4 protein-coding genes are annotated in these 14,747 nt (G+C 63.6%); 2 read left to right on the top strand and 2 right to left on the bottom strand.

The genetic code is table 11. From position 1 onward, the window contains the following. Window positions 1-71 precede the first annotated feature (71 nt). Together NTD85_RS23980 and NTD85_RS23975 are read left to right on the top strand one after the other, a co-directional pair. Window positions 72-266 carry a stability determinant gene (locus NTD85_RS23980; protein WP_095136765.1) on the top strand — a complete coding sequence of 65 codons (195 nt, stop codon included), beginning with the start codon at window positions 72-74 and terminating at the stop codon, window positions 264-266. After that, window positions 172-540 carry a type II toxin-antitoxin system RelE/ParE family toxin gene (locus NTD85_RS23975; RefSeq protein ID WP_315975172.1) on the top strand — a complete coding sequence of 123 codons (369 nt, stop codon included), beginning with the start codon at window positions 172-174 and terminating at the stop codon, window positions 538-540. Before NTD85_RS23980 ends, NTD85_RS23975 begins: the two co-directional genes overlap by 95 nt. 45 nt (window positions 541-585) lie before the next feature. Here the strand turns inward: NTD85_RS23975 and NTD85_RS23970 are convergent, their stop codons facing one another. Together NTD85_RS23970 and NTD85_RS23965 are read right to left on the bottom strand one after the other, a co-directional pair. Continuing rightward, on the bottom strand, window positions 586-13,092 hold the full coding sequence (locus tag NTD85_RS23970; protein WP_262143371.1) for a filamentous hemagglutinin family protein: 12,507 nt from the start codon (window positions 13,090-13,092) through the stop codon (window positions 586-588). Window positions 13,093-13,304: 212 nt separating this feature from the next. After that, window positions 13,305-14,414, bottom strand: a complete 1,110-nt coding sequence (locus tag NTD85_RS23965) for a substrate-binding domain-containing protein (protein WP_262143370.1) — start codon at window positions 14,412-14,414, stop codon at window positions 13,305-13,307. Window positions 14,415-14,747: the final 333 nt, after the last annotated feature.

Genomic DNA, 14,747 nt, shown 5'->3' with positions numbered 1-14,747 from the left:
GTACATCGTCTGCCAGTGACGACAATGGGCCATTCCCCCTTAAACTGCTGAGATTGATCACGGAGATCACTATGAGCTTATTACTTTCCCCGTTTTACTCTGACTTCGAATCCGAAGAAGAGGCAGAGAGCTACGATCGCTGGTTTCGTGCCAAGGTGCAGGAGGCACTCGATGACCCCAGCCCTGGCATTCCCCATGATGAAGCTATGGCAATGCTTGACCAGATGCTGGAAGAGATGCGCAGGAAGCGCCGCGCTGCTGCTTGAATGGAGCGATCAAGCTCTGAACGATCTGGCTGACATTATCGATTACGTTGAACAATACAACTCCAACGCTTCAGTGGCTCTACAGCACAAGGTTGGTGCAGCAACGCAAAGGCTTTCATCAATCCCCTATGGTTACCGGGCCGGTCGAGTGCCAGGCACTCGGGAAATGGTGGTCAATCCGAACTATCTGCTGGTCTATCGAGTGAACGGGCGCATCAAAATACTGACGTTAGTCCACACCCGACGACAATACCCACGAACCTCATCAACATAAAAAAGGGCGGCCATCAGGCCGCCCAAAGTACTACACGAGAGTCTTTTACAACGTCAGTTGGCCCCGCTCCTCCTCGGTCAACTGCTGTTTCGCCTGTTCATCCAGCGCCCCGGCGCCCAGCACCTGCACCGGGCTGTTCGGGTTGTAGCCGGTCGTCGGCGCACGGCTTGCTCCATCGCGGTTCGGCGCCAGTTGCTCGTTGCCGAAACTCAGCACCTGCACGGTGAACACCGATGCCTGGCTCTGCCGCGCCGCTGCTTGCTGCTGATGCGCCACGTCCTCAGCGGCCTGGGTTGCCGAAGACGCCGCCGAACTGGCTGAGGTGATCGCCCCAGTGTTCACCGACGCCACCACCGGTACGCCGCTGGTCTTGCCCTGCACCGCGATGTTGGCGGCGTTGACCACGGTCAGCGCGGCGATGTTGACGTTGCCCGAAACACGAATCCCCGCCTCCCCCGCATCGATGGTGCCCAGCGGAGCAATCAGGTCGATGTCGCCCGGCGCCACTTCGGCGATGGGGTTGAGTGTGGCGATACCCGCGCCAGTGCTCGGCACCGATGGCGACAGGGTTACGTTGCCCCAGGTGTCGTACACGCGTTTCGGTGGGGTGTAGACCACCGTGGTTTTCGAGCCGCGACCGGCGTTGATGTCGCCCTCTGCCGACCAGCCGAGGATCGAGCCGCCGAAGGTGGTCATGATCCGGCTTTGCCCCAGCAGAATGCTGCCCTGCGAGTAGAGCTGAATGTTGCCCGAACCCTGGGTGATGATCCCGGCGGTGGACGGTGGCGCCGCGCCTTCGATGCCGAACACCTGACCGCCGCCCGGCGTGAGCATCTGAATGTCGCCGCCGAACAGGGTCTTGACCCCGGCACCACCGTACAGCGTGATGTCGCCGTCGTAGCGGAGCGGATTGCCCGCCACGTCGGTGGTCGGGAACAGCGCGGCGATGGCGTTGCGACCGCGCAGGTAACTGCCTTTGCGCGGGCCGTCGACGTCGTTGTATTCCAGGCCGCCGGCGCGCAATTCGGCGAAGTACACCTGCCGCGCGAAGATCGCCTGCGCGGAACTCGGCAGCGCGGCAAAGAACGCTTGCGCCTGCTCCTGATTGCCGCTGAAGCCGTAGCCGAGGCTCAGCCAGCTCTGCAACTCGTCGAGGTAGGTCTTGACCACTTTGCCCGGTTGCGCACTGAGCGCCACGTCCACATTGGCAACGTTCTGCGGATTCAGATAACGGGCAATGAACCGCGAATAATCCGGCCCCTGCACACCAACCCCGGCCTGCAACACCACGTTTGCCCCGGCACGCTTGTCACCTGGCGCCAGCGGCCCGGTGCTGGTGATACTGGCGCGATCCTCCATGAGGATATTGCGCCCGGCATTGACTTCCAGCGTGCCGGGGCCGGCGATGTCGAAGCTGCTGTACAGAATGTCGCGCCCGGCTGAAACCTTCGAAACATCCCGTGGATCGTTATGCACGAACAGGTTGCCGGTGGAGTAGATCGTGTCCTTGGTGGTGCCGACCCCGTCCTTGGCAGACGTCGTCGGACTGCCCAGGTTGGTGCCGGACGCCACGATGTCGCGACCGGCCAGCATCCACACCGGGCCGGCAGCTTCGTACCAGGTACGCAGCGAATCACTCGCCCGCAGGGTCTCGCCGCTGCGCACGCCGACCAGATCGCCGGTCAACGCATAGAAGCGCGCAGGCCCCTGCACGTCATTCAGACCCGAATAGGTGTTACTGCCGAACGCGAACAACGGGTAACGCCTGTTGGCATCGGCCGCGACGCCATCGCTGCCGCTGTTGCTGATGAACGGAGTTTGCGACTTGTTGCTGGCAAACCCGTTGAACGCCGGGGCGAACGGTGTGGCAATCGCCAACGGGCTGGCACCGGACTGGTTGATCGCATAGCCGCCGGCATAAATCGAATCACCGGCCAGCAACTCGAGCTGACCGGCAGTCGAAGGTGCCAACAGCAGCGAATAACCCATCGCCGGCGCTTCATTGCCCACCCCGTAGGTGGCCGACGACCCGGCATAGATCGAACCTTGTGCGGCCACCGCACGCAGTATCGACGGGTAGACGAAACGGCTGTCGGTGGGCGACGTGTTGTGACCGGTGAGTGGCCCGTTGGTATCGGTTTCGGCCAATTGCGTGCTCGGCGTGAGGTTGCCCCCGGCCGAGAACAGATCGATGGCCGTGTGCGCAGTCCACAGCGAGAAACCGCTGAGGAGCCCGCCCTTGCTGACCGTGCCGTCGCTGTCGAACAGCGGCGTGGCGTTCTGCAACTGCACCCGGCCCGGGTCCACCGCGCCCCCCAGCACCAGGTCACCCCGGGTGTTGATGCGCATGCCCGAGTCACCGGGTATCAGCACCAGGCCACCGGAAGCATTGCTGCTGGTCGAGGTAAACGGATCGGCCGCGCGGGTTTCACGGGCATCGTGAACTGACTTGTTCGCGCCGTATTGCAGGTTGATCCCGCCCACCGCGCTGCCGGTCAATTGCGCAGCGCCGCGCAGATTGATCAGGGCGCCTTGCAGGTCGTGCTTCGGCTGACTGGTACCCAGCGCACCCGCCCGGGCCTGCAGTGACGGATTGAGCGTGCCGCCGATACGAATATCCATGTCGCCGCCACCGGTCAACTCCAGACGGCCATCGCTGCCGACCCGGCCGGTGCTGCCCACGGCGACAATCAGCCCCTGACTGCGCAGATTGACCCGGGAATCGCCCAGCGGTCTGAGCATGCCGCCATCGTCACCGACGCGCAGGCTGATGTTGCCGCCACCCAGCGTGCCGAAACCGGTGAATCCCACCAGGTATGGCGCGGCGTCGGCGCCTTCATCCGGCAGCGGTTGACTGGCGTAGCTGCCGAAGTTGATCCACCACGCGGTCGGCACATCGCTGCTGCCGGTGCCCTGACGCCACAGCCAGTTACCCACGGCCACGCTCGACTGCTGCTCCCGGTAAGTGCCACCGGTAGCGGTCTCCCGACGCCCCAGGCTGTCACCGGAAACAGAACCGCCAGCGCTGACCGTCAGGTTGCCGCCCATTTGCGGGTACCAGGCCTGATAAAGGCTTTCGGTGCCGCCGTTGACCCACTTCTCGGAGTCAGCACCAGCGCTGCCCAGCACTGATCCGTCGTCCGACAGGCGTCCGCGCACTTGATTGAAACGTGCATCGACATCGCTCGACTGCGTACCGGCGGTGTACACGCCAAACGGCGAATTCATGCTCAGGTTACCCGCCGCCAACAGGTCCAGATCCCCGGTGCCGGTGCGCAGCACACTGAACATCTGGCTGTGGATCCGCGCACTGGTCGCCGGATTGCTCTCGACACAGACTTCCGGATAACTGTCGCACAGGGCCAAATACTCTTCGGGAATCGGCGCGTAATCCTGGAACCCGAACATATTGCCCGGCGCCCAGGTCCAGCGCGCCATCGGTGCACAGGCTCCGGGGTCGATGTCGCACAGCACCAGATACTCTTCAGGCACCGGTTCAAAGGCCGGAAAGCCGTACTGATTGGTCTCCGACCACACCGGTTTCGGATTGCCCTGCGTCACCTTGGCGCCGTAATGAGTGTCCGCCAGACGCAGGTTGCCTTCGCGGGTCAGCGGCTGCACCGCACGGTTATCCGCCGCACCCAAATCCGCGCCCGCCACCACGCGCATCGACCACGACGAGCTGCCCGCCGGCAACATGCTTGCCAACGCCCAGTTCGCGCCCTGGCGTGTCCCGGCCAACGGACGCAGTTCGACAAAGGCAGCGCCGTCAGCCAGGACCACGTTGGTCATGGACGGAATCAACGAGCCGCGCAACAGCGCCAGCGAACCGCGCAACAGCAGGTTTTTGTTGCTGCCGGTATCGGCGTCGAACGCCCCCGGCAGCGGTACACCTTTTGGCCAGTTAATCGCCTGCAAGGCGGTATTACGGTTCAAACGAATGCCGGCGCCCAGACGGCTGTTGGCGGGCAAGGTCAGGTTTTCGCTGAGCAGCGTTCCGGCGGCGTACAACAGATTGCCCGATGCGTCGTGCACGGAACCCGCCAACACGGTGCCGGCATTGAAGGTATAAGGCGCGGCCAGTTGCACCTCAACCGGCAACAGCGTGCCGCTGACCAGCGTGGTGGCCTGGATCGGCAAGTCGTAGTTCAGCGTGGTACCCGACGGGAACTGCGTACCCTCAGCCAGCGTCACGCCGGTGCCCGGCACAATCAGGTCGCCCCCGAACGGTTGCACGCCCGGCAACAGTTTCCAGCCGGCATCGTCAGCGGTTTCCGGTGGCGGCGCGAAGCCGTCGTTGAGGCTGCCGTAGATATCGAGATTACCGCCGGCGCGAATCACCAGACTGCCGGACTCGCCCGAGCCGTAGACGCCGGCGACTTTCTGCGTGTGCGGGTTGAGGCTGGCATAGCGGTAACGGGACAGATCGATGTCGCCCTCCACCACCAGATCGCCATCGGCGGTTTTACTGGCGATCTCGACCCCGGGACGCAGATGGAACGCATCGGCGTAAGTGGCATTGTTCAGCCCCGCCAGTTTGCGTTGCAGCAGATCAGTGTTGCCCAGCGCGGCATTGATGAACGTAGTGCTGTCGCCATCGATACGCTCGAACAGGGCCTGATCGATCACTTGATAAGGCCGACCGCTGACTGCCGGATCGAGCCCATCGCGAGCATCGGTGTAACGTCGCATGCCATTGAGGCCGATCGAACGCGCGCCCTGAATAGTCAGGGTGCCGCTGGCATCAATGGCAATGTCGCCGACACCCAGGCGCGGTGCGTTCAGTTCCAGCGTGCCACGCAGCATCTGGTCATGCTGCCCCGCCAGATACCCCGGTACCGCATCGGTACCATGACGCAGGTCGATGCGTGCGCCGGAAGCCAGGGTCAACACGCCGTCACCGGAGTTGAGTTCGACCATCGCGCGGTTCGGCGCATCAATGATCTTGCCGTAACTGTCGACGCGCAACACGCGGCCATGGGCGTCGAGCACACTGTTGCCGGCCAGGGTCAGACCGTCCCTGGCCGACAGCCGAATGCTGCCGACACGCTCGCCACTGGCATCGATCAGACCACCGACCGTCAGCTTGCCGGCGTCCACCGATACATTGACCTCGCTCGCCTTCATGCCGTCGCCAATAAACAGATCACCTTGTTTGAGCTGCAAGCTGCGACTGCCGAAAACCTGACCGGCATTCAGACGCTGATTGAGGGCGGCGAACTGTTCACTCGCGTCTGCGCCCAGACGCTGGGCGCGAATCTCCACGCCACCGGACTTGTACGGCACGAGCGTGCCGCCAGCGTCGTAATAGCCGCTGCTGCCACCGCGAATTTCACCCTGCAAGTCGACGATGCCCGCCGCGCTCGCCAACGCGACCGCACTGAGGTTGCCGGCCTGATTGTTTTTCGCCGACAGGTCGATGCGCGAACCGGGCGCCTGGCGGATATTGCCACTTTGGCTCAACAGCGACACGTCGCCGCCCCAGCTGTACTTGCTGACATCGTTGAACGGCAAGGTGCGCCCGGCGAGGTCCAGCTGCGCGCCGTTGGCGAGGGTCAGATCGTGCTCGGCCGTGACCGCCAGTTTGCCGCTGGCCAGCGCGATACGACTGTCGAGCACAATGCGCTCGGCTTGCAGATTCAACTCGGCGCCCAGGGCATCCGCCGCGGCAGAATTGCCGGCGCCAGTGCCGCTGAGCGTCAGGTTGTTACCAGCCTTGAGCAGGTTGACCGACGCCGCTTCGCCGGTAAGCAACGGCGTACGCAGATTGAGGTTGCCGCCGCTGTAGAGGTAGCCCTTGAGCGGATCGTAAGCGCCCTGTTCCTGATATACCGCCAGACTGCCCTTGTGGTTGGCGGTAATGCGTTCGCTCGCCGTCAGGTTGACGTTGGCAAACCCCAGCGCCAGACGGGCGTTGTGATCCAGCCCGTTCGGTTGCGGCATCGGGCCGTAACCCAGTTCGATACGTTGAGCCTGAATCTCCAGCGTGCCGCTGCCGGTGCCGGCACCACCGGCGATCACACTGCCCGGATCCTGAGTCGCGCCGTTCCAGATCAGGTTGGCGGTACGGATGGTCGCCACATCATTGGCATTGCCCGCCCCGTAAATCGCCGGGGTGGCGAGCACCAGATTCTGCAATTTGCTCTGTCCGGTCTGCGGATCCAGGGTGTCGAGGGTCACGCTGCCGTACAGATTGAAGGCATCGCGGGTGGTCAGGCTCAGGGTTTCCAGAGCGGGCGCACCGTATTGGCTATCACCGCGCATCAGGCGATCCAGCACGTTCTGGTTCAAGGTCAGCCCGGCCGGCACCCGGTTACCCGCAGCGGCCAGCGCTTCGGCACTGCCGGCGTTCACCGCACCGACGGCCAGCGCCAGGTGACGCGTGCCGAAGCGCACCGCTTCGCCGAGTTCGAACTGTCGGTCGGTGGCGGCGGTAATACTGCCGTTGGAATAGAGCTGGGTCGGGCTGCTGCACAGCCCCGTCGAGCAGACGCCGATGCGGATGTCGCCAGCGGCGAAAGCATTGCTGCCCGCCTCGGGAGCGAGCACGTTGGTCCAGCCGTTGGACATCACCAACAGGCTCGCGGCACCGGGCTGATAGATGTAGCCGGCCGTCGAGTCGTAAGCGACGTTGCCGCGCCCCAGCGTGTTGATACCGGCACCGGCTTCGATGGTGATCGCGCCCTGCGCGGAGTTGGTGCGCAACAAGACTTCCGGTGCCGAAAGAACGGCCCCCTGACGCAACACGATGTCGCTGGTGTCGCCAGTGAAGTTGATGATGTTGCCGGCGGTGTTGTAGTTCACCGTCGGCAACGCACCGAGGGTCAAGCGTGCGGCGCCCAACTGGTTGAGGGTGTCGGCGTACAGCGAAATGCCGTCGAAATCCTGGGTCGGTGCCTGACCGGCCCCGAGGATTTCGAAGCGGGTGCGGGCGTTACCACTGCGCACCGCCGCCGTGCCGACCAGCCCTCCCTCGACAGCATTGAATTGCGCGCGCCCGTTGAACTGCAAGGCGATGTCCTGCTCGCCACCGGCCACCAGACGCAAGTCCAGCGTTTTGCCGTCCATGGGGGCCAGCGCGCGTGGTACGCCGCGGCGTGCCGCATCGCTCTGGATGAACTGGGTGAAACTGGTTTCGTTGTATTGCGAGTAACGACGCAACACGTCGGCGGAGGTCAGGATGACTTGACTGGCGAGGCTGTCGCGCAAACCGGTGTTGGCGATCGACAGCTGCCCGCTGCTGGTCCATGAACCATTGCGCAGCGCCAACGCCGCTCCTGGTGCTGCCGCCGTCGCCTGGCCATTGACCTCGACCCGGAACGCGCCGGGCAAAAGGGCAAAGGTCGAAGGCAGCAGCGTATAGGTGCCAGCGGCCAACCCCGGGACACCGGCACCGAGCGTGATTTGCTGGCCGATACGCGGATCAACCGCGCCGCCTTCGGCGAGCATCGGTGCGTAAATGCTTTGATTGCCCGGCACGATGGCGTACACCGGATTGCTCGCCAGCCCCGGCAGGCTGAACGTGCCGTCGGTGGCGTTGCGCACCAGCGGGTTGAACCGGGCATCGGTGGAACCGCCGCGTCCGGACACGAAACCGGCGCCACGCAGGTCACCACCCCCCGACAGATCAAGCAACGCGCCAGGCTGCACATCGATCAATTGCGAGCGCATCGACACACCAGCGGTCTCGCCAGTGATGCCGTTCAACTCCACAGACTTGCCGTCATAGCGATAGTCGATGCCGTCGGTGGTGCCGCCATAAGGCATGACCAGTCCGGCGCCACTGACCGAGGTCACACTGCCGGGTAACAAGCGAACTTCGCGGGTGGTCGTCAGCAAATCGTCGCCCAGGGTGATCATGCCGAGCGGCGCACGAAGCACGCCGCCCTGCTCGATGTAAGCGGCTGACAGTTCCAGCCTGCCAAACACCGAATACGGCATCGCTGCCGGTGCCGCGCCGTGGCCGCTGATGCGCAAGGTGTGTTGGGAAACCGGGACGGCGCCCTGATAACCGACGCGCACCTCGGCCTGAACACCACTGGCGGGATAGATCTGCGCGGCGCTCAGGTTCAAGTCGCCCGGGGTCCACAACCGCGACTTCTGCGCGCCATCGGTCGGTGCCAGGAAACGCAGATCGCCACGGCTGTCGAGACTCACCTGCCCGAACGCCCGACGGCTGTATTCAGCGGCCGGCGCCTTGAGTTGCAGAATCGAACCCTGAGTACCGAACGACAGGCCATTGCCCAGATCCAGCATGTCGGCCGAGGCGTTGAACTGCGCCTGCGACAACTGCGTGGTCGGGTTATTCGTCAAGCGTGGCCGAATCGCACCGACGATGCCGTAGTAGCTGCCAACACCGGACAAGCGCAGATACGGTGCGCTCACGTCGACACGCGCAGTGTCCTTCGCCGATTCAGCCAGCGACAGCGCACCGGCGTACAGGCTCAGACTCTGGTTCATGTGCAAGTTGACGTCGCCATCGAATGACAGCAAACCGTTGCTCAACAGGCTCAGATTATCGAAGCCGCCAGCCATCAGGCCATCGGCGCTCAAGCGCGCCTGTCCATAGCGCAAGCCAGCGGCGCCCTGCCCCGGTCGCAGATCCGCCGCGAGCCGCTCTTCAGACATGCCTTGGCCGATGATCATCTCCCTCGGCGCTCGTACGCTGTTATCCGCCGAGTCGGCGTACAGCGGCGTTTCCAGAGCGATCTCCAGACGCCCGCCCGCCGCCCCGACGCCACCGGCCGTTGCCCGCAGATCACCGTCGATGAACAGGCCGTTGTAGGAACTCAGGCTGATGCGCCCGCCGTCCGTGGCGACGCGGGTCGGGCCTTGACCGGCGATGTCGAGCAGCGCTTCGCTGCCGGAAGCGTCCAGACGCGCACCTTGGCGCACGATCACGTAGGCATCGGCCGCCGTGGCCGTGGCGAGTTTCGCGTCGATCTCGCCGCCAAGGATGATACTGCCGCCCTTGCCGACCTGACCGTAACGGCGCCCCAACGCATCGACGGCAGTGCTGGCCCGCCCGGCCACGTCGAGCACCGCGTGTTCACCGATCCAGATCGAACGGTTGTGTGCGTTCGGGTCAGCCTTTTGATCGGAGGTGGCCGGTTTGATCGAGCCCAATTGCTGCTGGCGAATGTCGATCGTGCCGCCCCAGGCATTGAGCTCGCCGTCCACGGTGATCTGCCCGGCCCCGCGCAGTTTGATGCTCTGGCCAGGATCGACACTGATGCGCGCGCCGCGGCCAATGGTCAGCGGGCTGTTGGCCGCATCGATCAGGTTGATCAGACTGGCCCCGCCTTGCAGCGTCAGGCTGGCACCGCCGCGCTGCGTCAGGACGCCCTTGGTCGGATTCTCCTGGTACAGCGCCGGCGTCCACAGCTCCAGCGCCGATTGCGGATCGACGCCGCTGGCCAGATTGGGTGCCGAATCCGCATAGCGATAGACCGGCATCGTCACATCAATCGCCGTACCTTCGGCGACGTCCAGGCCATTCAAGCCAATGAGGTTGTAAGCCGAGAAACCCTTGCCGAACAGGTCCGCAGACAGTTGCAGCGTGTTGGTCGCGGGCAACGTATCGGCCTGGCCGATTTGAATCTTGTTGGCCTGCACGGTCAGCGTGCCGCCACCCGTGACGCCATAGCCACGCAGTTCACCCTCCAGGCGTAAATGCGATTGGCCCGGTGCAGAAATCGCACTGGACTCCAGCGTCAGATCGCCGCCCTTGCCGCCCCGGGTCTTGGCGTTGGCGAGCAGCGCGCCGCCCGAAGAAACGTCGAGCAGGCTGTCAGAGGCAATGTCGATATCGCCACTGCTGCGGATCGACAGCAGACCACCGTTGAGAGCGCCAAGGCCGGCGCTGGCGTCGGGATTGGTGCGCAGATTGCTCCACACCCCACGGGTATCGAGGTGTACGCCTGCGGCCACCGCCACTTGCGTGACCTTGTCGGTTTTCGCCGTGAGCCGGGTATCGGTACGCTCGGTGCCGTTGAACTGGTTGAGCACGTTGCCCAGATGCAAGCTGCCGCTGCGCGCACTCAGGTTGGCGTCAACCTGCACATCCGGCGCATACAGGGTGATGTCGCCACCGTTGTCGACACCCAGCGCGCCAGCGACAGCGATCTGGTCCCGGGCCGCGACCTTGAGCGCGCCGAGACGGAAACCGTTGAGCTGATCGTTATCAAGAAACAGCTTGCCCTTGCGCGAGTCCGCCACGGCTCCGGTCAGATCCGGGTCAGTGCCGGTGACTGGGCGCTGGCCGCCAATCTGCACTTGATCAAGCAGGGGATTGAGCGAGTACAACAGGCCACTGGCCGCTGCCACGTAGGCCGGGTCATAGCTGCCGATGATCAGTTGCGCACGACGCGCCAGTGCGTTCTGGCTCTGGTCGTAACCATCGAGTACCGCTTGTGGCGCCTGGTTCTGCCGCTCGCCCTGATACACCTCGCCGAGCATCTGCCCATCGAGCACGGCGTTGGCGGTGGAGATCACCAGTTGCCCGGCGTCGCGTCCCACGGTGTAACCCGATTCGAAACGCGAGCGCGGCGCGATCAGCGGACTGTAGTAATAATGGGTCTGGCCCCAGCGCTCGCTGCTGTCTTCATAACCTTTGTACAGTCCGGTGTAGAGCAGATCCCCCGGGGCACGGGAGACTTCATACAATTTGCCGTCGGCGCCGCGCAGCCAGCTCTGGCGAATCTCGCCGCCCTGCACATCCAGGGTGCCGCCCGACAGATTGATCAACGAGCCCTTCTCGGTGACCACGTCATTGCCGGCAAAACTCACCGTACCGCCCTGGGCCATCCACTCGCCGATGCTGTGACCCTGGGTGCCGAGATAGCCGCCGACTTCAAGCAAGCCACCGGCCGTGTACCAGCGATCCGTGGCATAGCCGTTGGTGCCGGCCGGGACGTACACCAGCTCACGCACATCGACCCAGATGTCGTTGCTGTTGAGCGCGCCCTTCTCGCGGTTGACCGACGCATCGCGCTGCTCGTTGCCCTGCACGTTGATCTTGATGCTGTTGTTTTCCATCGCCACGTTGACGCCAACCGCACCTGACACATCAATCAACGCGCCGTCACGCACCAGGCTGCGGCGCTGTGCGCTGACAGCGACCTGGCCGCCGGTGGCCAGAGTGATCGAGCCGTTCTGGAACTCGACGCTGCCGCCGCTCTGGATCTCGATGCGCGACTGATCGCCACGAATCCGGTTGTTCGCGCTGACGCCGGTCAGGGCGGCGTCATGCTGGCTGTCGAGCGCCGTCAGGTCGCTGCTGTCGAGCATGATCGCCGTCGCGCTGCCCTGCCCCAGCGCGACGCTGCCGCTGCTGTCGGTGCTCGGGTTGCTCAGATGAATCGTGCCGCGTGTCGCCACCGAAGTGCTGGCGAGCAATACGCCGTTCTGCACCACTTCGTGGCCGGTCAGGGTGATGTCGCCGGTGGCGGACTGGATCAGGCCGTTGTTGCTGACCTTGCCCGCAGCAACGCCGGCCTTGAAGCCCGGAATGACTTCGCTGCCGAAGGTCGTGGACAGCGCATTGCCTTCGGTGCCCGAACCCTTGCGAATGTAGAAGCGATCACCGGCGGCCAGCACGGTCTGGCCCTTGGCGGTGCTGATGCTGCCGTCGTTCTGCACTTCGCTGCCGAGCAGCAAGGCATAACCGCCAGCATCGGTGGACGCTGCCGGTTTGTGCGTGGCGATGCTCGCACCGCGTTCCACCAACACCTTGCCGGCGGCCTCGGTGAACGTCGGCTGCGTGCCGTTGCTGTCGAAATACAGGCCACGCTCTCGGAACTGGATGTCGGTGATATTCGCGGCGGCCGCCACCAGATTGCGCACATTGACCTGACTGCTGCCGCTGAACACGATGCCGTTACGGTTGATTAGCATCACCGTGCCGTCACCTTTGATCTGACCTTGAATCTGACTGGCGCGCGCATTCGGATCGTTGACCCGGTTGAGCACGGCCCAGTCCGACTGCTGGGCGAATTCGACGCTGGTGTTACGCCCGACGTTGAAGGTTTCCCAGTTGAGGATGGCCTTGTCGGCAGTCTGCTCGATCTTCACCGTGGTCTTGCCGTCGGCCTGAGTCTGTTGCGGGCCTTTGGCGTTCTGCCAACCTTGCGTAAGGCTGTTATCGACCTTCAGGCCACCCTCGCCCAAGCCATCCGGCACCGTTTGCACAGTGCCAAGCGCCGTGGCACGTCCGGCGGCCTGGGCCGCCTGTTGCGCGGCAATCGCAGCCACGGTGTTGTTCAGGGTCTGGATCGAACGCTGCAACTGCTGACTGGCTTTCTGCTGCTGCGCCAACGGCGGGGTCATTCCCGGCAAACCACCGACGCTCGGACGCGCAGCGGCTGCTTGCTGTGCCGCGCCCTTGGCGGCAAACCAGCCCGAGCTGAACGCCGTCTGCGCCTGCGCACTGCCCGCCACCAGACACAACGCCACGGCGTGTGCCAACGGCTTGAGCAACCACAGCGCCGGCTCCGCGAGTTCACGCTTGAATGACTGGGCGTTGCTACGACGACGGGATGGGCGAGCGAGCATCACTACGAGATCCTTTTGAGTTGCCACACGAGGCCGCAGGCCTGCAAAAACCTGCTGTTACGACATAGGCAGTTGGCGCGGCCCGCGACCGAACGGATGTCACACAAACTTCATGTTGGCGGAGTATTCGCGGGGCGCAGGCGACTTGTGCGGGCAAAAAAAATGGCAGCCCCGAAGGGCCGCCATTCGTGTTGCGGGTTGAATCGAACGTCTTACAAAGGACGACCGATGGTGTTGCAGACGCTGGTGTTGTTGATGTCCAGGTTGTAGCCGGCAGCGTTGCTGACGAACGTTTCGTACACCTTGGTTTTCCAGGCGGCAGGCACGGTCACGAAGCCGTGGTTCTTGACCGCCAGGTCGTTGGTGGTGGTGTTGTAGTGCGTGGTCAGGAAAGCCTTCACGTCGTTGGCCACGGCTGCATCCTTGTAGCACTGACCGACGATGAAGTTGGTGTAGGCCGCCAGCTTGTAACCGATGGCCGGGTTAGCCACCACCGGCGACCAGCGAGTCGGGTCGGCAGCCAGGGCAGCGGTCGAAGGTGGGGTCACCGAGGACAGTGCCAGCGCAACGTTGGCGGAAGTTGGCTGAACGTTGTTGACGCGGGCAACCAGCGCGTTGCTGGTGGCATCTACACCGTCCGGACCGACATAGCCGAGCGAACCGTCAACCGCGGCCACAGCAGGTGCCACGTCAGCAGTGTTGGCGACGCCAACCCAGTTCGATGGCAGGGCGGAACCGGCTGGACGGGCGTTGACGAACGTCGAGTTGGTGGTGAACTTGGTTGGGCAGACAGCGTTCAGGTGACGGGTGAGGATTTCCGAAGTACCGCTGGACACGTTGCGATAAACGATGCGGATCGGGGTGGTGTCAGCAGTGCCCAGCAGGCCGCCCCAAGTGGTGACGGTGCCCGAGAAAGCGTCGCACAGTTGAGCGCTGGTCAGGTTCAGCGCGGTCTGACCGGATTTTTTGTACGGGATGGCAACCGAAGTGGCAACCGATGGCAGCTGGATCAGCGGGCCGTAGGCAGCGCCAAAGTTGGTGTTGTAGGTGCTGATTTCCGAAGCGCTGAGTACCGAGTCGCTACCGGCGAAGTGCACAGTACCGGTAGTGCCGAAGCCAGTGGCGACGTTGGTCAGGAAGGCAGTCTTGCCGGCACCGCTACCCACGGCGGCGTAGCTGAAGTTGGCAGGCAGGATGCTGTCGGCCGAACCTTTGTACAGAGCGGCTGGCAGAGTAGCGCCACCACCGGTAACGGCCATGGCTTGAGCGGAAGCCAGCGCGGCGACGGTCAGGGAAGCTGCGATCAGAGTGCGCTTGAACATGAAGAATCTCCTTTTCAACGATGGTTGTGAACACAGGTTTTCAGGGGTCTTGCATGACACTGGGAGGACTCACCGCCGACCTTCGCAAGCGGGGTCCGTGGTTAAGTCGCACTGAGAAATTCGCAGTTTCCGGTGACAGATAAAGGAAAAAACCTCGGGAGCTGCGCGCTGATTTTCCGGCGGTTTTCTCGGGTGTTTGCGCGGGATTGCGAGGGGTCTGGATTGGGTGTTTGGCTGAAATTGGCTGCAGCCGTTGCGGGGTGGTTGCAGATGACAGAAAGGAGAACCCGAGGATGGGGGAAATGAGGGTCGGGTGATGCTGAAGTCCTGGTA

Origin of the sequence: Pseudomonas sp. 13B_3.2_Bac1, assembly GCF_025466205.1 — a bacterium.
GTDB lineage: Bacteria > Pseudomonadota > Gammaproteobacteria > Pseudomonadales > Pseudomonadaceae > Aquipseudomonas > Aquipseudomonas fluorescens_H.
Note: the sequence above shows the minus strand (reverse complement) of the source record. Positions and strands in the feature narration are given on the sequence as shown.